Source organism: Streptomyces sp. NPDC005963, assembly GCF_040638655.1.
Classification (GTDB): domain Bacteria; phylum Actinomycetota; class Actinomycetes; order Streptomycetales; family Streptomycetaceae; genus Streptomyces.
Genome location: NZ_JBEXVD010000017.1, coordinates 23,900 through 46,614, shown reverse-complemented (window position 1 = coordinate 46,614; position 22,715 = coordinate 23,900). Strand labels below are relative to the sequence as shown.

At 69.5% G+C, this 22,715-nt stretch carries 20 protein-coding genes, 1 tRNA gene and 1 pseudogene; 15 read left to right on the top strand and 7 right to left on the bottom strand.

Going from position 1 to position 22,715, the window contains the following annotated elements; all coding sequences use genetic code 11:
* Positions 1-17 precede the first annotated feature (17 nt).
* Positions 18-485, bottom strand: coding sequence for a thioredoxin-dependent thiol peroxidase (gene bcp / locus ABZ348_RS22075; protein WP_358935551.1), 468 nt, complete (start codon positions 483-485; stop codon positions 18-20).
* Between the two features lie 127 nt (positions 486-612).
* Here bcp and ABZ348_RS22070 point away from each other — a divergent pair, with 127 nt between their 5' ends.
* The 3 genes and pseudogenes from ABZ348_RS22070 to ABZ348_RS22060 form a co-directional block, all read left to right on the top strand.
* A complete protein-coding gene (locus ABZ348_RS22070) occupies positions 613-936 on the top strand; it encodes a DUF3618 domain-containing protein (protein WP_358935549.1) in 324 nt (107 codons plus the stop codon).
* A 43-nt stretch (positions 937-979) separates the two neighbouring features.
* Complete coding sequence (locus ABZ348_RS22065; RefSeq protein WP_358877425.1) at positions 980-1,336, top strand: co-chaperone GroES; 357 nt, start codon at positions 980-982, stop codon at positions 1,334-1,336.
* Between the two features lie 78 nt (positions 1,337-1,414).
* Positions 1,415-1,651, top strand: a pseudogene (locus tag ABZ348_RS22060) (SMR family transporter); the annotation flags it as partial.
* Between the two features lie 59 nt (positions 1,652-1,710).
* On the opposite strand, the gene ABZ348_RS22055 reads toward ABZ348_RS22060, so the two are convergent.
* Positions 1,711-4,131 carry a transglycosylase domain-containing protein gene (locus ABZ348_RS22055; protein WP_358935547.1) on the bottom strand — a complete coding sequence of 807 codons (2,421 nt, stop codon included), beginning with the start codon at positions 4,129-4,131 and terminating at the stop codon, positions 1,711-1,713.
* Between the two features lie 135 nt (positions 4,132-4,266).
* Here ABZ348_RS22055 and ABZ348_RS22050 point away from each other — a divergent pair, with 135 nt between their 5' ends.
* The 5 genes from ABZ348_RS22050 to ABZ348_RS22030 all read left to right on the top strand — a co-directional run bounded on the left by ABZ348_RS22050 (position 4,267) and on the right by ABZ348_RS22030 (position 9,297).
* Positions 4,267-5,067 (top strand): ABC-2 family transporter protein, encoded by an 801-nt coding sequence (locus tag ABZ348_RS22050; RefSeq protein WP_358935545.1) that lies wholly within the window; start codon positions 4,267-4,269, stop codon positions 5,065-5,067.
* Positions 5,068-5,116: 49 nt separating this feature from the next.
* Positions 5,117-5,971: an ABC transporter permease gene (locus ABZ348_RS22045; RefSeq protein WP_358935735.1), complete on the top strand. Its 855-nt coding sequence runs from the start codon at positions 5,117-5,119 to the stop codon at positions 5,969-5,971.
* Between the two features lie 8 nt (positions 5,972-5,979).
* Positions 5,980-6,945, top strand: coding sequence for an ATP-binding cassette domain-containing protein (locus ABZ348_RS22040; RefSeq protein ID WP_358935734.1), 966 nt, complete (start codon positions 5,980-5,982; stop codon positions 6,943-6,945).
* Between the two features lie 122 nt (positions 6,946-7,067).
* Positions 7,068-7,763 (top strand): DUF1707 domain-containing protein, encoded by a 696-nt coding sequence (locus tag ABZ348_RS22035; RefSeq protein WP_358935544.1) that lies wholly within the window; start codon positions 7,068-7,070, stop codon positions 7,761-7,763.
* Positions 7,764-7,872: 109 nt separating this feature from the next.
* Entirely contained in the window at positions 7,873-9,297 is a 1,425-nt protein-coding gene (locus ABZ348_RS22030; RefSeq protein WP_358935542.1) for a DUF445 domain-containing protein, read from the top strand.
* A gap of 221 nt (positions 9,298-9,518) precedes the next feature.
* On the opposite strand, the gene ABZ348_RS22025 is transcribed toward ABZ348_RS22030, so the two are convergent.
* Positions 9,519-10,532, bottom strand: coding sequence for a hypothetical protein (locus tag ABZ348_RS22025; protein ID WP_358935540.1), 1,014 nt, complete (start codon positions 10,530-10,532; stop codon positions 9,519-9,521).
* Positions 10,533-10,825: 293 nt separating this feature from the next.
* Between ABZ348_RS22025 and ABZ348_RS22020 the strand changes: the two genes are divergently transcribed.
* Both ABZ348_RS22020 and ABZ348_RS22015 read left to right on the top strand, forming a co-directional pair.
* Positions 10,826-11,152, top strand: a complete 327-nt coding sequence (locus ABZ348_RS22020; RefSeq protein ID WP_358935538.1) for a DUF6412 domain-containing protein — start codon at positions 10,826-10,828, stop codon at positions 11,150-11,152.
* A gap of 86 nt (positions 11,153-11,238) precedes the next feature.
* Positions 11,239-11,973 carry a YidC/Oxa1 family membrane protein insertase gene (locus ABZ348_RS22015; RefSeq protein ID WP_358935536.1) on the top strand — a complete coding sequence of 245 codons (735 nt, stop codon included), beginning with the start codon at positions 11,239-11,241 and terminating at the stop codon, positions 11,971-11,973.
* Positions 11,974-12,013: 40 nt separating this feature from the next.
* Here ABZ348_RS22015 and ABZ348_RS22010 read toward each other — a convergent pair whose 3' ends face one another.
* Positions 12,014-13,099 carry a Gfo/Idh/MocA family oxidoreductase gene (locus ABZ348_RS22010; RefSeq protein ID WP_358935534.1) on the bottom strand — a complete coding sequence of 362 codons (1,086 nt, stop codon included), beginning with the start codon at positions 13,097-13,099 and terminating at the stop codon, positions 12,014-12,016.
* 424 nt (positions 13,100-13,523) lie between these two features.
* On the opposite strand from ABZ348_RS22010, the gene ABZ348_RS22005 reads away from it, so the two are divergent.
* From ABZ348_RS22005 to ABZ348_RS21985, 5 genes are all read left to right on the top strand, one after another.
* Positions 13,524-14,270 carry a hypothetical protein gene (locus ABZ348_RS22005; RefSeq protein ID WP_358935532.1) on the top strand — a complete coding sequence of 249 codons (747 nt, stop codon included), beginning with the start codon at positions 13,524-13,526 and terminating at the stop codon, positions 14,268-14,270.
* Positions 14,271-14,581: 311 nt separating this feature from the next.
* Complete coding sequence (locus ABZ348_RS22000) at positions 14,582-15,361, top strand: HAD-IIA family hydrolase (RefSeq protein WP_329019457.1); 780 nt, start codon at positions 14,582-14,584, stop codon at positions 15,359-15,361.
* A gap of 117 nt (positions 15,362-15,478) precedes the next feature.
* Positions 15,479-16,153, top strand: coding sequence for a hypothetical protein (locus ABZ348_RS21995; RefSeq protein ID WP_358935530.1), 675 nt, complete (start codon positions 15,479-15,481; stop codon positions 16,151-16,153).
* A gap of 1 nt (position 16,154) precedes the next feature.
* Positions 16,155-16,826 (top strand): class F sortase, encoded by a 672-nt coding sequence (locus ABZ348_RS21990; RefSeq protein WP_358935528.1) that lies wholly within the window; start codon positions 16,155-16,157, stop codon positions 16,824-16,826.
* Positions 16,827-17,022: 196 nt separating this feature from the next.
* Positions 17,023-18,021: a glycoside hydrolase family 6 protein gene (locus tag ABZ348_RS21985; RefSeq protein ID WP_358935526.1), complete on the top strand. Its 999-nt coding sequence runs from the start codon at positions 17,023-17,025 to the stop codon at positions 18,019-18,021.
* Positions 18,022-18,139: 118 nt separating this feature from the next.
* Here the strand turns inward: ABZ348_RS21985 and ABZ348_RS21980 are convergent, their stop codons facing one another.
* The 3 genes from ABZ348_RS21980 to ABZ348_RS21970 form a co-directional block, all read right to left on the bottom strand.
* The gene (locus tag ABZ348_RS21980; RefSeq protein WP_358935524.1) at positions 18,140-20,092 is read right to left on the bottom strand and encodes a galactose oxidase-like domain-containing protein; all 1,953 of its coding nucleotides are present in this window, start codon (positions 20,090-20,092) and stop codon (positions 18,140-18,142) included.
* Entirely contained in the window at positions 20,089-22,026 is a 1,938-nt protein-coding gene (locus tag ABZ348_RS21975) for a glycosyltransferase family 2 protein (RefSeq protein WP_358935522.1), read from the bottom strand. The genes ABZ348_RS21980 and ABZ348_RS21975 overlap by 4 nt, the downstream gene beginning before the upstream one ends.
* Before the next feature lie 458 nt (positions 22,027-22,484).
* A tRNA-Lys gene (locus ABZ348_RS21970) sits at positions 22,485-22,558 on the bottom strand.
* Positions 22,559-22,715 lie beyond the last annotated feature (157 nt).

The following is a 22,715-nucleotide window of genomic DNA, read 5'->3' as shown; positions in this document are numbered from 1 at the left end:
GGCGATCGCGCCCCTGTTCAGATGCCCAGGTCCTTGATGATCTTGGCGACATGTCCGGTCGCCTTCACGTTGTAGAGCGCACGCTCCACCTTGCCCTCCTCGTCCACCACCACCGTGGACCGGATGACCCCCGTGACGACCTTCCCGTACAGCTTCTTCTCGCCGTACGCGCCGTAGGCCGTGAGGACCTCCTTCTCCGGGTCCGCGACCAGGGTGACCTTGAGGTCCTCCTTGTCGCGGAACTTCGCCAGCTTCTCCGGCTTGTCCGGCGACACGCCGATCACGTCGTAGCCGGCTCCGGCCAGCAGCTCCAGGTTGTCCGTGAAGTCGCACGCCTGCTTGGTGCAGCCGGGGGTGAGGGCCGCCGGGTAGAAGTACACGATCACCTTGCGGCCCTTGTGGGACGCGAGCGACACCTGGTTGCCGTCCGCGTCGGGGAGGGTGAAGTCGGGGGCCGGGTCGCCGGGCGCAAGTCGCTCGCTCATGGTTCTCCTCGTCAAGCCGTGCGGGTGTACGCCGTCGAGCGTAATGGGGGTGCCGGCGGGTAGGTGCGTGGCAGAGCTGACAGACTGTCGACGGAGTACCACTGGACACGACCACGGAGGCAGCGCGGTGTCGGACGCGAGGACCCCTGCGCAGATCGAAGCGGACATCGTCCGCAGGCGCGACCAGCTTGCCGAGACGCTCGACGAGATCGGGGTGCGGGTGCACCCGAAGACGATCATCGGCGATGCGAAGGCGAAGGCGGCTTCCACGGTCGATCAGACCGCGGGCCGGGCCTTCGCCGCGGTCAATCGCAAGGTGTCGGACGTGCGGTCGGTGTTCGTCTCGCCCGACGGCGAACCGCGACTGGAGCGGCTGGTTCCGGTGGTGGTGGCCGTGGTCGGGCTGGTGGGCCTGATGGCCGTTTCGGCCGGACGTAAGCGCCGTCCCTGACCCTTGGGCGGGGGAACCGCCCGGGGGCAGGTAGGTTCATCGCGTGAGCCCCAACAGTCATGAGCACGGCACCCAGCACGACAAGCTGCCCATTCGCATGTTGCACGACCGCGTGCTGGTGCGCACCGACGGCCCGGAGGGCGAGCGTCGGTCCACGGGTGGCATCGTGATTCCGGCGACCGCGGCGGTCGGTCGACGTCTGGCGTGGGCCGAGGTCGTTGCGGTGGGTCAGAACGTGCGGACCGTGGAGACCGGTGACCGGGTGTTGTACGACCCCGAGGACCGGGCCGAGGTCGAGGTCCGCGGGGTGGCGTACGTCCTGATGCGCGAGCGCGATCTGCATGCGGTGGCCGCCGATCGCTTCCAGGGCTCCGAGGACTCCACCGGGCTCTATCTCTGACCGGAGCCGACCGGGGCCAACGAGAGCCGACCGGAGCCGACCGGGGCCGACCGGGGCTGACCGAGCCGCCGGGACTGGCTCTGGCCCAGTGTGTTCACGGGTCCCGGCATCTTCGCGAGCATGGTGCTGCTGGCCCAGGCGGCCAAGACGCTACCGATCGGTACCGCGTACGGCGTGTGGGTCGGGATCGGCGTCGCAGGTGCGGCGATCGTGGGCATGGTGGCCCTCAACGAGCCGGTGACGGCCGCCCGGATCTTCTTTGTCTCGCTGCTGCTGGTCGCGGTGGTCGGGCTGAAGGCGACCTCGGGTCACTGAGGACCGCAGCACAAGAGAAGTCGCGGTGCGGGTGGAGGTGGCGACGCCGAGGGCGTCCGTCACCTCTGCTCGTCGGCCCGGTCCTGGCGGATCGGCACGTTGTGGTGGTTCGGCGGGGGTACGCCGGGTTGCTCCTCTCCCGGGCGCCCGTCGGGTCTGCGCGGTCCGGGACCGGTGTCCTGGTATCTGCCGTGGTCCGGAGGCCCTTGGTGGTGGCCGCCGCCGGGTCGTGGATCGTAGCCGGACCCTGCCGGTCCGCTTTCTTGGGGCGCGCTGCTGTCGCCCCGACCCGTGTCGCCGTCTCCGGTGCCGGTGCTGCCCGTGTCGGTCCCCGAGGGCTCTTCGCTGGGAGCCCCGCTTTCGTCGGGGCTCTGTTCGCTGGGCTCGGGCGAGGGGCTTTCGTCGGTGTCGGACGGGGAGGGGGACGGGTCCTCGTCGGACGATTCGGGGAGGGGTTCCGGTTCGTTTGCGCCCGGTTCCAGTCGTAGGTCGAATTCGGTGATCTCGGTGCCTTCGAGCGCGGCCCCGGTGAACTGTCCCCAGATGCGTGCGGGTGCTCCGCCGCCGTTGATCCGGGGCAGGCCGAGTGCCCCGTACAGGGATTTCTGTACGCCGGTGTCCGGGTCCTGGCCCATCACGGCGACGACGGTGGCGAGCTGGGGGGTGTAGCCGGCGAACCAGGCGGCCTTGTCCTCCTCCGCGGTGCCGGTCTTGCCCGCTGCCGGGCGTCCGGCGGACTGCGCGGCGGTTCCGGTGCCCTCGTCGACGACGCTCTGGAGGACGGAGGTGGTGGTGTCGGCGGCCTCCCGGCTGACGACCTGTCTGGTGTCGGCCTTCGGCAGTGCCACGGCCGCGCCATCCTTGGTGATCTTGCTGACGAGGGTGTAGGTGCCGTGGCGGCCGTGGTTGGCGAGGGTGGCGTACGCCTCGGCCAGGTCGAGCACGCTCGCCGTCGCGGGTCCCAGTGCGATGGAGGGGCTGGCCGTCAGATCCGGGGTGGTGGCCGGGATGCCGAGGTCGATCGCGGTCCGGCGGACCCTGGTGGGTCCCACGTCGACCGCCATCTGGGCGTACACGGAGTTCACGGAACGGTCGGTGGCCTCGCGGACCGTGATGGGGCCGTAGGAGATGCCGCCCTCGTTCTCGGGGGCGTAGCGGCCTCCGCGCCAGCCGCGTACGGGCCGTTGGTCGGTGCCGTCGTAGACGGTTTCTGGGGTGATGCGCCGGCCGTCCTGGGTGCGGGAGTCGTTCTCCACGGCCGAGGTGAAGACGAAGGGCTTGAACGTGGAGCCGACCTGGTAGTCGCGGCGGGTCGCGTTGTTGACGTACTGGCGGGTGTAGTCGACGCCGCCATACAGGGCGACGACCTCCCCGGATTCGGGGTCGATGGACGCACCGCCGACGCGTACGTTGCGGTCGGCCTTGCGGTCCGGGTCGAGCCGTGAGGTCACCTCGTCGTCGACGGCTTCGACGAACGCGTCCTGCTTGGCGCGCTGGAGGGTGGTGGTGAGGCGGTAGCCGCCGGCGGCCAGGGTGTTCTCGTCGATGATGTCGTGGCCGGTCACGTACTCCTCGACGGCTTGGACGACATAGCCGCGTTGGCCCGAGAGCCCGATGGCGGGCTTGGCCTTCTGCGGTACGGGGAAGGTCATCGTCACCCGTTCGGCCTCGTCGAGCCAGCCCTCCTTGACCATGCCGTCGAGCGTGTAGTTCCAGCGGCCGAGGGCGGCGCCCCGGTTCTCGGGGTGGGTGGTGACGTCGTATGCGGTGGGCGCGTTCAGGAGTGAGGCGAGGTAGGCGCCTTCGGCGGTGTCGACGTCCTCGATGTCCTTGCCGTAGTACGCCTGTGCCGCCGCCTGGATCCCATAGGCGTTGCGGCCGAAGTAGCTGGTGTTGAGGTATCCCTGGAGGATTTCGGACTTGCTCTGCTCCCGGCTGAGCTTGATCGAGATGAAGAACTCCTTCCACTTCCGGGAGAGGGTCTGTTCCTGGCCGAGGTAGTAGTTCTTGACGTACTGCTGGGTGATGGTGGAGCCGGATTGTTTGCCCTTTCCGGTGAGGGTGTTCCAGGCGGCGCGGACCATGGCCTTGGGGTCGACGGCCCGTTCGGAGTAGAAGTTGCGGTCCTCGGCTGCCAGGACGGCGCGTTGCACGGTCAGGGGGACCTGGGAGAGTTGGACGTTCTCCCGGTTGACCTCGCCGTCCCGGGCGATCTGGGTGCCGTCCGCGTAGAGGTAGACGTTGGACTGGGCGGTCGCGGTGGCGTTGGCGGGCGGGATGTCGACGAGCAGGTATCCGGCCGCGAAGCCGCCGATCAGGAGGAGGGCGATCAGCAGGATCGCCCCGAGGACCATGCGCCAGGTGGGTACGAGGCGCCGCCAGCCGGTGCGTCGGGGCCGGCTCCCGCGCGGCTGCGGCTGCCCGGGTGCCGAGACGGTCTCGTCCCGGGGGGTCCAACCCTGCTGGGGCTCCTGACTCATATGCCCATAGTGCACTTTCAGGGGGATATCTCCCGGACCGCCGTCATTATTGCGTCGCGGCTGTCGGCCCGATTGGGCTACGGTCTTGCGCTTTGGTGTCGTGCGCTGAGGCCGTACGGAAGAGGGGGTGAGGGCGTGCGACTCTACGGGGTCGTTCTGATCGGTTGGTTCCGGCGGTACTCGACCTACCGCATGGCGACGGCCGCGGGGGTGTTCACCAACACCGTCTTCGGATTCATCATGGCGTACGCCTACATGGCCCTCTGGGACGAGCGTCCCCAGTTGGGCGGTTATGACGTCTCGCAGGCGGTGACCTTCGTCTGGCTCGGGCAGGCGCTGTTGGCGGCGGGTGCCCTGATGGGCGGGGGCTTCGAGGTTGAGCTGATCGAGCGCATCCGTACGGGTGACATCGCCGTCGACCTGTACCGGCCCGCCGATTTCCAGCTGTGGTGGTTGGCGTGCGATCTGGGGCGGGCGCTGTTCCAGTTGGTGGGTCGGGGTGTCGTTCCCATGGCGATCGGGGCTCTCGCGTTCGATCTGGCGCTTCCCGGTTCGGTGTTGACCTGGGTGGCGTTCTCGGGGTGCGTGGCGCTGGCCCTGGTGGTCAGCTTTGCCCTGCGGTTCCTGGTGGCGCTGTCCGCGTTCTGGTTGTTGGACGGGGCGGGAGTGGCGCAGCTCAGTTGGCTCGCGGGCATGTTCTTCTCCGGGATGCTGCTGCCGTTGACCCTCTTTCCCGGGGTGTTGGGCGAGGTGGCGCGGGCGCTGCCCTGGTCGTCGCTGTTGCAGGTGCCGGCCGATGTGTTCCTCGGACGTACCACCGGGTGGCAGGTGGTGGAGGCGTACGCGTTCCAGGCGGGTTGGGCGCTGGCGCTGTTGGCGTTGGGCCGGTTGGTGCAGACGGCGGCGACGCGCAGGGTGGTGGTGCAGGGTGGCTGAGCCATCGCGGACGGCGGTCGCGGTCGGCCCGGAGCGGGATGCCACCGAGGTGCCGGTCGTCGCGTCCGATCCATGGGAGCGGCAGGGGCGGTGGGCCGCGACGGTCGACGGGCTGCGCGCGTACGGGTTGATCGTGGCGATGTGGGTGCGGTCGACGATGGCGTACCGGGCGTCGTTCGTGATGACGACGATCACGAGCTTCGCGATCACCGGTTTCGACTTCCTCGCCATCCTGTTGATGTTCGTGCACATCGACAGTCTCGGCGGCTACCGGCTGGCGGAGATCGCCTTCCTCTATGGTGCCGCGGCGACGTCCTTCGGTCTGTCGGACCTGTTCATGGGGTCCACGGAGCGGTTGGGGCGGCGGGTGCGGGACGGCACGCTGGACACGTTGTTGGTGCGGCCAGCGCCCGTGCTCGCGCAGGTGGCGGCGGACCGGTTCGCGCTGCGCCGGGTCGGTCGGATCACCCAGGGGTTGGCGGTCCTCGGCTACGGCCTGGTGACGGTCGACGTGGACTGGGGCCTGGTGAAGGTGTTGATGGTCCCGATGATGGTGGTCAGCGGGGCGGTGATCTTCTCGGCGGTGTTCGTCGCCGGTGCCTCCTTCCAGTTCTGGGCGCAGGACGCGTCCGAGGTGCAGAACGCCGTCACCTACGGCGGCAACACGGTCTTGCAGTACCCGCCGACGGTCTTCAGCAGGGATCTGGTGCGGGGGGTGACGTTCGTGGTGCCGCTCGCCTTCGTCAACTGGTTGCCGGCGTTGGCGGTGCTGGAGCGGCCCTATCCGCTCGACGTGCCGCACTGGGTGGCGTATCTGCCGCCGCTGGTTGCGGCCGTCTGTTGGTGGCTCGCCCTCGTGGCCTGGCGGGCCGGTCTTCGTTCGTACCGCAGTACAGGGAGCTGATGCCGACCATGGACGCCTTGATCGAGTTGGACGGGGTGGAGAAGGTCTTCGACGTGTTCCGCCGCGCTGGTCTGCTGCGCCGGGAGAAGCGGCAGGTGCGCGCGGTGGACGGGATCACCTTCACCGTGGCCCGGGGGGAGATGGTGGGTTACATCGGGCCCAATGGCGCGGGCAAGTCGACGACCATCAAGATGCTGACGGGCATCCTGACCCCGAGCGGTGGTCGGCTGCGGGTGGCGGGCATCGACCCGGCGCGGGAGCGCACCCGGCTGGCGCGGCGCATCGGGGTGGTGTTCGGGCAGCGGACGACGCTGTGGTGGGACCTTCCCCTGAAGGACTCCTACCGGTTGATGCACCGGATGTATCGGATTCCGGACCGGCGGTTCAAGGAGAACATGGACCGTTGTGTCGAACTGCTCGATCTGGCGGAGCTGCTCGACACTCCGGTACGACAGTTGTCGCTGGGCCAGCGGATGCGCGGTGACATTGCGGCGGCGTTGCTGCACGATCCGGAGGTGCTGTACCTCGACGAGCCGACGATCGGGCTCGACGTTGTCTCCAAGGCGAAGGTCCGTGACTTTCTGCGGGATCTGAACGCCGAGCGCGGTACGACGGTGTTGCTCACGACCCATGACCTCACCGACATCGAGCAGTTGTGCCGACGGGTGATGGTGATCGACCACGGGCGGTTGATGTACGACGGGGCGCTCGCGGGTCTGCACGAGGTGGGCGAGAGCGAGCGGACGTTGGTGGTCGACCTGGAGCGGGAGTTGCCGCCGGTGGAGGTGGAGGCGGCGCGTACGGTGCGGGTGGAGGGGCCCCGGCAGTGGTTGGCGTTCCCGGCGTCGCAGTCGGCTGCGCCGTTGGTGGCCGCGCTCGCCGCCCGCTATCCCGTGGTGGACCTGTCGATCCGTGAGCCGGACATCGAGGCCGTGATCGCCAAGATGTACTCGGAGCGGGCTGCGGCGCACTGACCGCGGGGGCCGCTGCTGCTCGGGTGTGGACGACACGTACCCCATGTACGGCACGGACACCACCCGTACTCGCTGTCGCTCGCTCGATGGCCGCCCGGGGGCAGGCCCCTAAACTGGTGCATATGAGTGAACTCCCTGAGATGCGGGCCTCGGACAGTGAGCGCGAGCGGGTCGCGGAGCGGCTGCGTGAGGCGGTGGCCGAGGGGCGTCTCACGATGGAGGAGTTCGAGGAGCGTCTGGACGCCGTCTATCAGGCGCGCACCCACGGCGAGTTGGCGCCGCTGGTGAGCGATCTGCCCGCCGGGGTGGGTGCCGGGGTGGCGCCGGTGGCTGCGGCGGGCACGCCGTCCTGGTCCGAGCGGATCGGCGGCACGATCGCCCGGTCCAAGTTCGCCTTCGCGTTCTGGGGCGGGTTCCAGCGGCGGGGGGCGTGGACGGTACCGCGGCTGTTCACCACCTTCACCTTGATGGGCGGTGGTGAGCTCGATCTGCGCGAAGCGCACTTCGAGGCCCGTGAGGTGGAGATCCGCTGCTTCGCGGTCATGGGCGGGGTGAGCGTGATCGTGCCGCCGGACCTCCAGGTCGAGGTCAACGGCATCGGTTTCATGGGTGGCTTCGGTGAGCACGGCGGCGATCAGGCTCCCGATCCTTCGGCGCCGCGGGTGCGGGTCTCCGGGTTCGCGCTGATGGGCGGGGTCGGGGTCGAGCGGAAGCGGACGAAGGCCGAGAAGCAGCGGCTGAAGGCCGAGCGCGCCGCGGAGCGCGAGCGGCTGGAACAGGGCGAAGGCGAGTCCCACCGGCGCAAGGAACTGGACTGACCTCCGCTCCCGCCGTGGCCCGGTGGCGGGCTCGGGAACTCAGGATGCGTTCCGGGAGTACCTGGGGTAGGGACAATGCGTACCGGGTGCGCGCGGACGGGTGGAGCGGATGAACAGCACAGATCGGGAACGACCGGAGCCGGAGTCGGCTTCGGCGTCACAGGGGGCGTCCGGCGCGCCCGCGGGTGGCGGTGCCCCCGGCCCGGGGGTGCGGTCCACCGCGGATCGGGGCGCGGGCGCCGGGGGTGCGGCGCGCCGCAGCGGACTGCCCTCCTTCGCGTACACGGAAGCCGATGAGGAGAAGCAGCGGGGTGTGCGGCGGATGAAGCTGACCGCCACCGGTCTGCTGGTCTTCGTCGCCGTCGTCTTCGCCCTCGCCACCTGGGCGAAGAATTCGGGTGCCGGCCCCTGGGCGGGCTATGTGGCAGCAGCCGCGGAGGCGGGCATGGTCGGTGCGCTCGCCGACTGGTTCGCGGTGACGGCGCTCTTCCGTCACCCCCTGGGCATCCCCATTCCCCACACGGCGATCATCCCCAACAAGAAGGACCAGCTCGGGGCCTCACTCGGCTCCTTCGTCGGGGAGAACTTCCTCTCGGAGGACGTGGTGCGCGCCCGGCTGCGGTCCGTCGGCATCGGCGGCAGGCTCGGTGCCTGGCTCGCGGAGCCCGCCCATGCGGACCGGGTGACGGCCGAGGTCTCCACCGCCCTGCGCGGTGCGCTGACGGTGCTGCGCGACTCCGATGTGCAGGCGGTGGTCGGTGAGGCCATCACCCGGCGGGCGAACAGTGTCGAGGTCGCCCCGGGGGTGGGCAAGACGCTGGAGAAGGTCGTCGCCGACGGCGCCCATCACCGTGCGGTGGATCTGATCTGTGCGCGCGCCCATGACTGGCTGGTCACCCACTCGGACTCCGTGATGGATGCGGTGGAGGGCGGTGCCCCCGGCTGGACCCCGCGGTTCGTCGACCGCAAGGTGGGCGAGCGGGTCTATCGGGAGCTGCTCCGCTTTGTGACCGAGATGCGCGACATGCCGGGCCATCCGGCCCGTGGTGCGATCGACCGCTTCCTGACCGACTTCGCCTCGGACCTCCAGTCGGACACGGACACCCGTGCGCGGGTGGAGCGGATGAAGTCGGACCTGCTCTCCCGTACTGAGGTGCAGGATGTGATCGCCTCCGCGTGGTCCTCCGTACGGGCCATGATCATTTCGGCTGCGGAGGACGACCGGAGCGAGTTGCGGTTGCGGGCACGGGCCTCGCTGTTGGCCCTGGGTGCCCGGTTGGCGACAGACGAGCGTCTGCAACGCAAGGTCGACGGGTGGGTCGAGGACGCCGCGGTGTACGTGGTGACGACCTACCGCGGCGAGATCACCTCGCTGATCTCCGAGACCGTCGCCGGTTGGGATGCGGAGCACACCTCACGGAAGATCGAGGCCCACATCGGCCGTGACCTCCAGTTCATCCGCATCAACGGCACGGTGGTGGGAGCCCTGGCCGGTCTGGTGATCTACACCGTCGCGCACGCACTGGGCGGCTGAGGGCTGCCGGGTGCGTGGCCGACGCTCGTTGGGTGCCGCGCGATCGGTCCCGCACCCGGCTACCAGGGGAGGTGCCCTGGAGTACGGAACGCCGGGCCGTCGCGTTCAGCGACGGCGGTGACGGGGCGGCACCCGTGTTGAGCCCCTACTCAGTCGGGCACGGGCGCTACTGGCCCCCGCCACTGCCTTTGACGAGGGCGGTTGCGCCCGGAGGCGGTGGATCAGGCCGATTCCGCGCCGTGGCACTCCCGGTAGGCGACGGTCGAGCCGCACCAACACGATGCGCCCTTCGCCGGCGGCCAGGACGCCGCACGCCCCCGGGCGGCCAGGGTCGTCGCGTACTGGGGGAGCAGGTCCGCATGGGCCGGCGACGACTGCTCGGACGCGGCGAACGCCTCGTACGAGGGAACCGTGCCCGTCACGATGCCGAGATTGCCGGTACCCGCAGACGCCAACTCGCGCAGGGACGCCTCGATGCCCGCCAGATGGTCCGCGTGCGTCGGATACTCCACGGTCAGGACCGGGTAGCCCGTCAGCAGTTCCCGCAACTCCGTCTCCGGCCAGTGCAGCACGGCCACCGGGAACGGACGCGACAGTGCCGACCGGTAGGAGCCCAGCTCGGAGCGGAGCCGGGCGATCTCGGCACGCAGCTCGGCAGGATTCTCCGAGCCGAGCGACCACAGCCGTTTGGGGTCGTGGAGCTCATCCAGGGAGATGGGCGCCTGGGCCGTGTGGACCCGGTCCGCCAACTGGTCCCAGGCGTCGTGGGCGCGGCCCAGCAGCCGACGGACCCGATGACGACCGTTGAGCAGGGCTTGCATCTCGTACGGCACGTCCTCCTCGTCCGTGGTGAGGAGCAGGGTCAGTGCCGTGGTGAAGCAGTCGTGCGACGCCTCAAGTTCGTCGTGGGTCTCCAGCGTCTCCGCCACGATCTCCCACGGCGCCGGATCGGTGGGGGCCGCGGCCCGGATGCCGGCGATCAGGGCGCGGGCCTCGGCCTCGTGCCCGTACTCCCACAGGTTCGCCGCCTGGAACGCCTTCACCAGAAGGGGGTGCTCGGGCCCGGACGCCAGCAGGCTGTCGTAGAGGGTGGAGGCGCGTTCGCGATCCCCGGCCAGTTCGAGATGAGCTGCGGCACGGAGGAGCAGCGGTTCGTTGTCCTGCGGGTACTGCGTCGCGGTACGCAGCAGGCGTTCGGCTTCGGCAGTGTGATCGGCGGGCGTGTCGGGGCGCATCTGAACACCGTACTGCGGTACGGGGGTGGGGAGGAGTGGCGTTGGGCACTCCCCGTCGGACGTGCGCGGCTGCTGACTTCAAGGAACACCACCCCCGCCCCACACGTCGCAGCGAGTGCGATTTCCGGCATAAAGTTTGAATAGCAGTCAAAGGGATCTCACGGTCTCGCTCCGCCGTTCGCCGACCACGGCCGGGAGGGCGCCCGGGAAGGAGAGCAACCCGCACCGCCCGAGGGGGGTCCTGTATAACGGGCGGTACGAACGGGCAGCGGACAAGCGGAGGGGGAGCGGGTGTGAACGGTCTCATCCGGCGTTCCGCACGCGGACTCCAGCCCGCGGTCCTCGCGCTCCTGTTCGTCCTGGAGTTCCTGATCGCGGACGGCAGCAGCCTCTCCGCCGCCGTCGCCCTGGCCGCGACCGCCACCGCGGCGGCCGGTACGGCCCTCGTCGTGTGCGCCGTCATCAGCGCACGCTGCGCCCCGCCCGTCCCCCGCACGCGGGTGCGGACGGCCCTGCGCGACCGTGAGCAGCGGACCGCCTTCCTGCCGCAGCGCGATCCCGACGCCAGGGGGCGCACCAGGCCCCGGGCTCCCGGGCACGCCCTTCCGACGGCCGCGTAGCACTCCACGGTTCCTCGCCCCTACGCGGTTCGTCCTGCCGACATCCGTCACTTCCGGCACGACGAGACCCCTCGGAGGGCTCCCCCATGTCCGTTTTCGCCAGTCTGGTCGAGCGCCTGGCCGACCTGCTGCAACCGCTGTTCCACACCTCGGCGACCGCCGCCGCGATCATCCTGTTCACCGCGCTGGTGAGGCTCGCGGTCCATCCGCTCTCCCGCGCCGCCGCCCGCGGCCAGCAGGCCAAGGTCAAACTCGCCCCGCGCGTTGCGGAACTGCGCACCCGGTATGCGAAGGACCCCGAACGGCTGAGTGAGGCCCTGACCAAGCTGTACGCGAAGGAGGGGACTTCGCCGCTGGCGGGCTGCCTGCCCAGCCTGCTCCAGTTGCCCGCGTTCTTCCTGATGTACTACCTGTTCTCCAGCTCCCACATCGGCGGCGAGCCCAATGGGCTGCTGAGCCATACGCTGCTGGCCGCACCGCTCGCCGACCGCTGGAGCGACGCCCTGGCGCAGGGCGGTCCGTGGGGCGACGCAGGACTTGTCTACCTCGTCCTCTTCGTGATCGTCACCGGGGTCGCCGTGTTCAACTACCGCCGTACCAAGCAGCAGCTGGCGGCGAGCCCGCAGCCGCAGGAAGCGCTGCCCGGGATGGGCGCGATGACCTCGGTGCTTCCGCTGATGTCCTTCGCCACCCTGATCACGGTCGCGGTGGTGCCGTTGGCCGCGGCGCTGTATGTCGTCACCACGACCGCCTGGTCGGCGGTCGAGCGGGCCGTGCTCTACCGGGACACCCCCGCCGGGCCGGTGAACTCCCTGCTCTGAGGCCGGCCCCTGCTCTGAGACCGGCGGGACGTGCCGGTTGCTAGACGGGCAGGGTGACGGTGATCCCTTCGCGGGCGGAGCGCGCCGCCGCCTCCAGTACGTCCAGTGCGGCAGCCGCCTGCTCCGCGGTGACCGGGGGAGCGGTGCCGTCCCGCAGGGCGCGGGCGATGGCCGCGTAGTACGCCGGATAGTCGCCCGGGACGGTCTCCACCGGGCTGCCGCCTCCGGTCAGCGGCGATTCGCCGGCCCCCGTGCGTCCCCAGTGGGCGGTGTCCTCCACTCCCCAGGGGACGTCGGGGGAGGGGCGTCTGCCCGCGCGCAGTTCGCCCTCCTGTGGGTCGAGCCCGTACTTCACAAAGCCCGAACTGCTGCCCAGTACGCGAAAGCGCGGGCCGAGTTGGGCGGTGGTGGCGCTCATGAACAGGTGGGAGCGGACGCCGGATGCATGGGTGAGGGCGATGAAGGTGTCGTCGTCAGCCTCGGCACCCGGGCGGCGGACGTCCGCTTCCGCGTAGACCCGTACCACCGGGCCAAAGAGGGTGAGCACCTGGTCGACGAGATGGCTGCCGAGGTCGAAGAGGAGTCCGCCGATCTCCTGCGGATCGCCGGACTCCCGCCAGCCGCCCTTGGGCTGCGGGCGCCAGCGTTCGAAACGGGACTCGCAGCGCTGTACGTCTCCCAGGGCGCCGTCCTCGATCAGTCGGCGCAGTGTCAGGAAGTCCCCGTCCCAGCGACGGTTCTGGAACACCGACAGCAACAGCCCGCGCTCTTCGGCGAGCGCGGCGAGGGCCCTGGCCTCGGCCGCCGTGCCGGCGAGCGGTTTGTCGACCACGACCGGGAGCCCTCGGGTGAGGGCCTCGGTGGCGAGGGGCACATGGGTCTTGTTGGGGGAGGCGATCACCAGGAGGTCGAGCGGGTCGGGGCGGTCCCACAGTTCGTCGGCGCGGGCCGCGAAGCGCACCCCGGGGAACTCGGCGCCGGCTCGTTCCCGCCGCTCCGGGTCCGAGGTCACGATCGTGTCCAGGGTCAGGTCCTTCGTGGCCGCGATCAGGGGCGCGTGGAAGAAGGAGCCCGCGACGCCGTAGCCGATCAGTCCGACGCGCAGGGGGCTGGCGGTGCCTGTCATGCCTCCCACTTAAGCAGGGGCGGGCCCGTGGTGCCTGGTACTCGCGCGGGCCGCTTCCGCCGCGCAGCCGGTCTGGCGCGGAGTGGTCATCTGTGCGGTCGGCTGCGGCTGGCCCTCCGGATCGCTGGCCCTCCGGATTGACGGCCATCCCCTCGCCGTGGGTCCGGGCCCGCGGAGGTGCGCTCCATTCAAATTGATCAGAAAATACGCTAATAGGGCGGATTTGCCTCGCTCCTATGGCACGTGCCGGACGTGGCGCCCCCACCGCCGGGTCCGACTGTGCCAGCGTCTCGTCCGCCCCGGCCCTGTCTCTGTCCCTGCTTCCCGAAGAGCACCACCAGCGGCAACACCCCGGCAGCATCACCACCAACAGCCCGACCGCCATCACCTGCCCGCAGCAGTACGAGCAGCAAAGGCCGCCCTCATGCGCACGCGCACAGTCCTGACCAGCAGCGGCGTCGCCGCAGCCGCCTTTCTGCTGCCGTTCGCAGCGGTGGAGCCCGCCGCCGCCGACTCCGCTGCCGCCGCCCGACAACCCCGCTGCGGCACTCCCTCCGGCAAGGACTTCCCCATCGGGACCCGCATCCTCGGCGGCCCCCTGGTCCACCATCCGGGCGCCGGTTTCGAGCAGTGGTCGGTCGAGCTGACCAACAGCACCGCCCGCGCCTGCCGCAACATCCATCCGGTGATCGTCTTCGCCGCCCGGGACCGCGGACTGAACCCAGCCCGGCTCATGCTGGAGTTCTACGACGACAAGCGCGCCCAATGGCAGCCCGCCCCCCTGGAATCGACCTCCGAAGACGAGTTGATCGGGGTGCTCGACGGCGACGGGGCCCAGGGCGACCGGGGCGGTTTCACCGTCCCCGCACGGGCCACCCTCACCGTTCGCGTGCGGCTCGCGGTGACCACCGACACCCCGCCCAACCAGGTCACGGTCAAGGCCGCCGTCGTCCAACGCCGCGGCGGCGACGGTGACTGGGTGGGGGAGTCCGACGACTACCGCTTCGCCGTACTCGACGACCGGGGCGACGGCGCCACGGTCACCCGCGAAGAACTCGCCACCACCGGCTCCACCTCACTGACGCGCCTCGCGGTCGCCCTCGGAACGGTCCTGCTCGGCGGGGCGGTCCTGGCGCTGGTGTCCCGACGGCTGCGCCCACGCCGTCGCTGACTCCGACCGTGCCCCGATCCCCTGGGTTTCGGCCACTGAATCGGCGTACCGGGCCCTGCCCGAAAGAGCCGCCCCGGACGTTGCTGCCCGGGGCTCGCCATGCCCCCACCGCAGACCAGGGCCGCTCTGCCACGGCGGTGGACGGTCCCGCGCGGGGCCGCTCGGTCGACCGTGCCGGGTCAAGATCAGGACTTCCTGACTAGGCTGTTGGTGCCGGAGTGACACAGTGCCGTGCCTCCGGCGCCTGTATCCCGAGCAATTTGCGTAATTCGCGTATTTCCATACGCCGCAGCACGGCAGGAGCCCCGTTGATGGCAGAGCGCAAGCCGATTGAATCCTGGCTGACCGACATGGACGGTGTCCTGATCCACGAGGGTGTGCCGATCCCGGGCGCCGACGCCTTCATCAGGAAGCTGAGGGAGACCGAGCGGCCCTTCCTGGTCCTCACCAACAACTCCATCTACACGGCCCGTGACCTGCACGCCCGGCTCGCCCGCATGGGCCTCGACGTCCCCGTGCAGAACATCTGGACCTCCGCGCTGGCCACCGCCCGGTTCCTGGACGACCAGCGGCCCGGTGGCACCGCGTACGTCATCGGTGAGGCCGGCCTCACCACCGCACTCCACGACATCGGCTACGTCCTCACCGACCACGACCCCGACTACGTGGTGCTCGGCGAGACCCGCACCTACAGCTTCGAGGCGCTGACCAAGGCGATCCGCCTGATCAACGGCGGTGCCCGGTTCATCTGCACCAACCCGGACGAGACCGGACCGTCCACCGAGGGCCCGCTGCCGGCCGCGGGATCGGTCGCCGCCCTGATCACCAAGGCCACCGGCAAGGACCCCTACTTCGCAGGAAAGCCCAACCCGCTGATGATGCGGACCGGGCTGAACGCGATCGGTGCCCACTCCGAGACCAGCGCCATGATCGGCGACCGGATGGACACCGATGTCCTCGCCGGTCTGGAGGCCGGCATGGAGACCTTCCTGGTGCTGACCGGAGTGACCACGCCGGCGGGCATCGACCGCTATCCGTTCCGTCCGTCCAGCGTCGTCGACTCCATTGCGGACCTCGTCGACCGGATCTGAGGCACTCGGGGCCGTCCCGTCCGAGTGGCTCGCCCCGGGCGGGCGTCACCCGATGACCCCACTGGGGATGCGCCGTCGACCGGCGCGCGTGAACCTTGCGGTACCAGGAGGTTCACGATGCGTACCAGGTCGATCGCTTTCCGTGCGGCAGGGGTCGCGGGTGCCGCAGGGACGGCCGCCGCCCTGCTGCTGGCCCCCGCTGCCGGCCCCGCCCGCGCCCATGACTCCGTGAGCGCCACCGTCTCGCCGGCGCGCGTCACCCCCGGGGACCGGGTGGAGATCCTGGTGCACGGCTGTCGGGGCGGTACCGGCCTGGCGACCTCGCCGGCGTTCAGCGGCCCGGCGGAGCTGCGGCGATCGGACGCCCGTACTCAGGAGCGGTACGAGGCCCGGGACACCGGATCCGCCGAGCAGGGCCGGTCCGGCTCCTACGGCAGCCGGTCTGGCTCCGCGCTGAGCGGCCACACCGTCGTCAAGGCGCGGCTGAGCCCCGGCAGCCATGCCGTCACCGTCCGCTGCGACGGCCATGACCACCGGGCGGCCGGCACGTTCCAATCTGTGGGGGGAGTGGGCGGAACAGACGACCCTGCGCGGCCCGCGCATCCGTCACCCGTGGCGCCCGTCCGGGCCGGCGGGGGCGGCACCGCCGCACTGGCCGCTGCCGAGCGCCGGCAGCAGGACTCGGACGGCCCCGGCACCCCGCACACCATCATCGGACTCGTCCTCGCCGGTGTGGCTGCCGTCGCGGTCGCCATCCGCACCTCCCGTCGCCGTCGCCCCGGCTCCGACTGAGATGCCCCCCGCCGAGCGACCGTCGAGTTCCGGCCGGCTGCTGATGGGAGTGGCCTGGGCGATGCTGCTACTCGGACTCTGGCTGTGGGGTCGCGAGCACAGCGGTGGCCTCGGTGCCGCATCGGGCCCCACCACAGGTGATGTCGCGGCCGTCGGCCGACCACGGGCCGTGCCATTGCCCCCGGCCCATCGGCCGCTGGAACCGGCCAGACCACAGCGGGTGGAGATTCCCTCGATCGGGGTCGCCGCCCGGGTCGTGCCCCGCGGGCTGGACGCGGCCGGGGCGATCGAACCGCCCCCGTACGCGAGCGCGCAGAGCATCGGTTGGTACGGAGCCGGCACCCAGCCGGGCGCCAGGGGGGCGTCGCTCTTGGTCGGCCATGTCGACACCCGTACCGCACCGGCCGTCTTCTACGGACTCAGCGCAGCCCGCCCGGGGCAGAAGGTGCGGGTCAGCCGGGCCGATGGATCGGTGGCCGAGTTCACTATCGACGACGTGCAGGTCTTCGGGCGGGACCGGTTCGACGCCCGCAAAGCGTACGGCCAGCGGCGGGCAGGCCGGGCGGAGTTGCGGCTGATCACCTGCGGCGGCACCTTCGACCGGGCGACGGACAGCTATGCGGCCAACGTCGTCGTCTCCGCCTATCTCACCGCGGTCAGCCGCACGGGCTGACGCCCGCCGCCGACCCCACCACCGTACGTACGCGCCACCACGCGTTCGGGCGACCACCGGTCGTGGTCCGGTCGGGGAGAGTACGGCAAGTCTCGTGGCCCGTTGATCGGTTGTGTCAGGATGGCCGGTACCGGTCTTGTCCAACGGCGGGGAGGCTCTGGACGACCGGCGAACCGTGCGGCCGAGGGGGAGTGGAATGTTCGGGAGTCTGGGCCGTCGTGCCGGTGTGCGGCTGGCGGTGGTGGGGGCGGTGCTGCTGGCCGCGGGGTGTTCGTCCGACGGCGGCGACGAAAAGGCGGAAGTCACCCAACGCCCCAAGGAAACCGTTCCGTACTGGGTCAATCCGGAGGGTAACGCGGCCCGTCAGGTCGCCGAGTACCGCGGGGACGGCAAAGATGCCGAAGCCGATCTGATCATGAAGATAGCCGGCCAGCCCGTCGCCGAGTGGATCGGCCTCGACCGGCCCGACGAGCGCACAGAGGAGCTGACGAAGAAGGCCACCGAGGCCGACCGGGAAGCCCTGCTCGTCCTCTACAACATTCCGCACCGGGACTGCGGACAGTTCTCCAAGGGCGGCGCCGCGGACGGGAACGCCTACCGCGCCTGGGTCGACAAGGTGGCCAAGGGCATCGGGGACCGCAAGGCCACGGTGATCCTGGAGCCGGACGCCGTGCTCCACCTCGTCGACAGCTGTACCCCGCAGGAGTTCCACGACGAGCGGTACCACCTGCTCAAGGAAGCCGTCCAGCGGCTCAAGCAGCAGCCCAACACCAAGGTCTACCTCGACGCGGGGAACGCGGCCTGGTCACAGCCCGATGCCCTGCACGAGCCACTGCGGCGGGCCGGCATCGACCACGCCGACGGCTTCTCCGTCAACGTCTCCAACTTCTACCCCACCGCCGCCAGCAAGGACTTCGGCAAGCGGCTCTCCGCGAAGGTCGGCGGCAAACCGTTCGTCATCGACACCAGCAGGAACGGCAACGGCCCCTTCACCGGCGGCGACCCCAAGGAGAACTGGTGCAACCCGCCGGGCCGCGCCCTTGGCGACACACCGACCGTCAAGACGGACGATCCCCAGGTGGACGCATATCTGTGGATCAAGCGACCGGGGGAGTCGGACGGCGACTGCAAGGGTGGCCCGAAGGCGGGCGACTGGTGGGCGGAGTACGCCCTCGGTCTCGCCAGCGGCAGATAACCCCCCGGGCCCGACGCAGGGGGCACGACGGGCGCAGCGGGCACAGCGGACAGGAGAGAGCCCCGGCCAACCGGCCGGGGCCCATGCGTCCATCACGACCGCCGCGCACCAAGGCGGGCTACGGCACCTCGACCCACACCGCCTCCGAGGGCGTCCCCCGGTCGTCGGTCACGAAGAGCATGTACCAGCCGGCGGGCACCAACGCACGGTTCTTGGGCACCGTGACCTCGATACCGCCCTCGGTCCGCGTGGTCTTCAGCGCGATCGTGCGCTGGTCGACGTCCGTGACGTGGGTGACCGCGCTCGGCCGCATCAACTTCGCCGTCTTCAACGGCTTGTCACTGGTCACCTCGAACGTCCCCGTGCCGCCCCGGGCGATCTTCTTCGGCCCTCCGGTCACCTCGGGCCGTGAGTCCGCGAAGAGGTACGGGGGCTTGTAGATCTCGATCCGCTGCTCGAAGACACCGGGCTTGGTGTTGGCCTTGTCCCCGAACAGCGAGTCCGAACCGAAGATCATCACGCGTCCGTCGGGCAGCAGCACCGAACCGGAGTGGTAGTTGCGCCCGACGTTCGGGTCGGCGACCCGCTTGTAGGTGCCGCTGCTCGGGTCATAGGTGCGCGCCTGGAGGATGTTGGTGCCCCCGCGCCCCCGGTAGTCCTCGGAACCGCCCGTGACCAGGACGGTGTCGTCCGGCAGCAGCGAAGCGCTCGGATAGCGGGTGCCCTTCTCCAGCGTCGCGCCGTCCTTGAACCGCGGCTTGGCCTCCTTGAGGTCGATGAGCCGGGACTTCTCGCTCGAATCCTCGGACTCGCCGATTCCGCCGCCTCCGATGACCATGAACCGCTGGTCCTGGGCGGGCGGCAGCATCACGGACGCCGAGGTCTCCAACTGGTCGGGATCACTCATCCCGGGCACCTTCTGGAAGGTGTCGGTCTCCACGTCCCAGATGCCCGGCTCGCGCCCCTCGTCGGCGAGGCCGTACCCGGAGTTGGAGCCGGTGAAGAACAGCTTCCCGTTGTCCATCAGGAACAGCGCCGGGTACGTGGGGAACTTCCGCAGCTTCTTCGCGTACTCCCACTTCTTGGTGGCGGGATCGAAGATCTCGTTCTTGCCGGGGACGAGTTCCCCGATGTCGTTGAGCCCGGAGACCGCGAGTACCTTGCCGTCCTCCAGGGTGGCGAGCGTCGGGTACCAGCGGGCCTCGTTCATGGGGTCGACGGGGATGTACTTCTCCGCGACCGGGTCGAACTCGTAGGTGTCCTTGATCCCCTGGAAGTCCTTCTTGTCCAGGGCGAGCTTCTGGGCCATGCCGTACACATTGCGGGCGTCGGCCCCGGTGAGGCCCTGCACCCGGAAGTTCTCCTGGGCGCCCGTCTCGAACTTCTTGCCCGCCTTCTCCGCCTCGACGTAGACGCGACCGCGCCCGCTCTCGGTGCGCACGACCTTGCCCGTCTTGGGGTCGAAGACCTTCTTCGCCTTCTCCACCAGCAGCGAGTCCATCGAAACGAAGGTCTTGCCGCTCTTCTTCGAAGTGAACTTGGTGCCGGCAGGAAGCGTCTTGGGCTCGTCCGGGTCCTCGTTGTGGACGATCATCAGCCCACCGGCCTTGGTGACGTCACCCTTGAGCTTCTCGTACCGCTTGGTGCCCCCGGCGACCAGCAACTTGCCGTCGGGCAGTTGGGTGTGGCCGGAGCAGAACAGGTCCTTGGGCGTGGGTATGTGCTTGAAGTCCTCGGTCTTCGGGTCCCACAGGACGGTCTCGAACTTCTTGGCGTCGAAGTTCTTCTGGTTGTTGCCGGAGCCCGCGATGATCAGGACCTTGCCGGTGTGCAGCACCGCGGCGTGCACCCCGTTGACCCGGTACTCGGACGGGACGTCGAGGAAGGACCAGTGGCCCTTGTCCGCCTTGTACTCCGGCTGGTTGATCTCGTACTCGTGGTACTTCTCCGCACCGAAGCGCCAGAGCGCCGGCCCGTTCATCCCGGCCACCGCGATGACCACCGCCGCGCCGATCGCCATGCGACGGGCGCGTCTCTTGCGGTAGTTCGTCACAGCGGGCTGCCTACTCATTTCTTCTGTCCCCCAAGGGCGATCTGCATGGTCTCTTCAGGGTTGCCGGAGCCTTCGCCCGGACGGGGTCCGGGGATCTGCGGCGCAGGGCCGTCGGTCGACGACTGCTTGTGCCCGCCCGCATGGCGACGCCTGCTCTTCTTCTTGGCCTCGTGGATGCCGTGCTGCCAGACGAGGATCGGTGCGGCGGTGATCAGCAGCGCCAGCACGGCCCAGGTGATCATCGCCGGATGGTCGTGCCCGAGGAAGAAGGAGGAGACCAGGGAGGCGCCGAAGACGAAGATGAAGAAGAGGTGGATGCGGAAGGTGCCGAAGAGGGTGTCGGGGCTGGAGGAGTCGCCCTTGGGGGTCACCACGAAGCTGCTCTTGCGGCGCAGCGCGGCGTCCATCAGGGAGCGGGCGTAGATGGGCGCGGAGAGCGCGGACATCACCATTCCGGCGAGACCGCCGGAGCCCTCGGGTTCGTGGGGGGAGACGTTGTGGCGGCGGTTCCAGATGTAGAGGCCGATCTGGAGCGCCGAGGCGTTGCCGTAGAGCATCATCCAGATCAGTGGGTCGATCTGGACGCCCGATGCGCCCATGCCGAGGAACAGCGCACAGCTGAGCGCCGCGAGGATCCAGTTCAGCGCGGACATCGGATAGAAGATGATCATCATCGTGTAGTTGAAGAGCTTGCCGGCCGGCAGGCTGCCGAAGCCCTTCCAGTACTGCTTGAGGATCGTCTCGTACGTCCCCCGCGACCAGCGCAGCTGCTGGGTGAAGAAGTCGGTCCAGGCCGTGGGGCCCTCTCCGACCGCGAGGACGTCGGGGGTGTAGACCGAGCGCCAGAGCCGACCGGAGGCCGGGTTCTTGGCCCGGTGCATCTCGAAGCCGGTCGCCATGTCCTCGGTGATCGAGTCGTACAGGCCGCCGATCTGCTTGATGGCCTTGATGCGCACGGCGTTGGACGTGCCCACGAACATGGGCGCGCCATAGCGGTTGCCGGCGCGTTGGATCAGGGCGTGGAAGAGGAACTGCTGTGACTCGGCGGCCTTGGTGACGAAGGTGTCGTAGTTGCCGTAGACCTGGGGGCCGATGACGAAGCCGACATCCGGGTCGCGGAAGTAGCCGAGCATCCGCTCCAGATAGTTCGGCAGGGGGATGTGGTCGGTGTCGACGGAGGCGAAGAAGTCGTAGTCGTCGCCGTGGGCCTCAAGCCAGGCGTTGTAGTTGCCGTGCTTGGTCTTGGCGCGGTGGGGGCCCTTCTCCTGGTTCCACTTCGCGACGCCCTTGCGGGAGAAGTGGTGGACGCCGAGGCGTTCGCAGACCTCCTTGACGGCGGGGTCGTCGCCCTCGTCGAGCAGCCAGACGTGCATCAGCCCGCGGTGGCGGATGCGTACGGCGGCCTCCAGGGTCTTCGTCACCATCTCCAGGGGCTCCTTGCCCGGGACGAAGGAGGTGAGGAACGCGACCTTGGTGCCGTTCTCGGGGACGACGGGGACCGGGTCCCGCGCCACCAGCGTGGCGTGCGCGTTGGAGAGCACGTTCATCGTGCGGAACAGCTCGATCAGCCCGATGGACACGAGCATGACGACGTCGAAGACGAGGAGGAGGTCGTTCTTGAGGTTGGGGTCGCGCTCGGTCCAGTGGGAGGGCTGCATCAGCCAGATGAACAGTCCGAGGGAGACGAGGGGCGCCGAGCCCAGCAGCAGGGCCGCCCGTATCCGATGGGGCTCCTGGGACAGCAGGGAGCGGTACTGGACCGTGTACGGCTTGGCGGGGTCGGGTTGGGTGAGGGGGCCGGCGAGCCTGCTGTAGTGCTCGTAGTCGTACCGGGGCAGCGCCTTCTTGGGGCGCGGCCGGTGACCGCCGGTGCGCAGGTTGGCGGGCAGGCGGAGCTGGGTCGTTCGAGAAGGGTCTTCGGGCTTCCCGGCGCCGTTGGGCGTCGACGTCATTGGTCATCCCCCCGCACGCAGCAGGACTGCGTGTGTTCTGGTGTGTCGTTGAATTCCGGCCATGGGGCCCCCGACCCATGTACCTGGACCAATCGATGGTCGGCTGCCGTGAGCACAGACATGCGACAGCCGCCCGCCGGTTGCATCATGCCCGTCGCGTGCCGGAGCGGTGAGGGGGACCCCCATCCCGAACCCCACCCGCATATCCGCACGAACCCTGCCCTTCAGGTGCCCCAACTGCGCTGATGTGGACGCCTGGTCGCGGGCGTTGACAGCGATTCAGCATAGGTTCCATGACCCGAGTCATGATCGCAAGGGTCAAATGTACGGTCAACCAGCCATATGTACGATTTCGGAAAACCTGAGGTCGCGGCGGTCGCCATAGATCGACTGCATCCAGCCGATCCGGGCATGACGAAGGCCCCCTCGCTCGATCGCGAGGGGGCCTTCGTGGAGCGTGCGCCGCCAGGGACTCGAACCCCGGACCCGCTGATTAAGAGTCAGCTGCTCTAACCAACTGAGCTAGCGGCGCGTGCTGACCGGGCCAACTCTACCGGACCTCGGAGAGTGCCTCGGCCGATTTCGGACCGCCTGCTTCCGGTCGAGGGCATTAGTGGTCGACTCCGGCCTGTCGGATGGTCGGTTTTTACCTTTTGTCCCTCAAGATAGGAAAGGTCCGGGCCCTCGGT

Bases quoted from the DNA above. Each gene is read 5' to 3' on its own strand.
- bcp (WP_358935551.1), bottom strand. From the start codon at position 485: ATGAGCGAGCGACTTGCGCCCGGCGACCCGGCCCCCGACTTCACCCTC.
- ABZ348_RS22055 (WP_358935547.1), bottom strand. From the start codon at position 4,131: ATGAGTCAGGAGCCCCAGCAGGGTTGGACCCCCCGGGACGAGACCGTC.
- ABZ348_RS22040 (WP_358935734.1), top strand. From the start codon at position 5,980: ATGGACGCCTTGATCGAGTTGGACGGGGTGGAGAAGGTCTTCGACGTG.
- ABZ348_RS22035 (WP_358935544.1), top strand. From the start codon at position 7,068: ATGAGTGAACTCCCTGAGATGCGGGCCTCGGACAGTGAGCGCGAGCGG.
- ABZ348_RS22030 (WP_358935542.1), top strand. From the start codon at position 7,873: ATGAACAGCACAGATCGGGAACGACCGGAGCCGGAGTCGGCTTCGGCG.
- ABZ348_RS22025 (WP_358935540.1), bottom strand. From the start codon at position 10,532: ATGCGCCCCGACACGCCCGCCGATCACACTGCCGAAGCCGAACGCCTG.
- ABZ348_RS22015 (WP_358935536.1), top strand. From the start codon at position 11,239: ATGTCCGTTTTCGCCAGTCTGGTCGAGCGCCTGGCCGACCTGCTGCAA.
- ABZ348_RS22010 (WP_358935534.1), bottom strand. From the start codon at position 13,099: ATGACAGGCACCGCCAGCCCCCTGCGCGTCGGACTGATCGGCTACGGC.
- ABZ348_RS22005 (WP_358935532.1), top strand. From the start codon at position 13,524: ATGCGCACGCGCACAGTCCTGACCAGCAGCGGCGTCGCCGCAGCCGCC.
- ABZ348_RS22000 (WP_329019457.1), top strand. From the start codon at position 14,582: ATGGCAGAGCGCAAGCCGATTGAATCCTGGCTGACCGACATGGACGGT.
- ABZ348_RS21995 (WP_358935530.1), top strand. From the start codon at position 15,479: ATGCGTACCAGGTCGATCGCTTTCCGTGCGGCAGGGGTCGCGGGTGCC.
- ABZ348_RS21990 (WP_358935528.1), top strand. From the start codon at position 16,155: ATGCCCCCCGCCGAGCGACCGTCGAGTTCCGGCCGGCTGCTGATGGGA.
- ABZ348_RS21985 (WP_358935526.1), top strand. From the start codon at position 17,023: ATGTTCGGGAGTCTGGGCCGTCGTGCCGGTGTGCGGCTGGCGGTGGTG.
- ABZ348_RS21980 (WP_358935524.1), bottom strand. From the start codon at position 20,092: ATGAGTAGGCAGCCCGCTGTGACGAACTACCGCAAGAGACGCGCCCGT.
- ABZ348_RS21975 (WP_358935522.1), bottom strand. From the start codon at position 22,026: ATGACGTCGACGCCCAACGGCGCCGGGAAGCCCGAAGACCCTTCTCGA.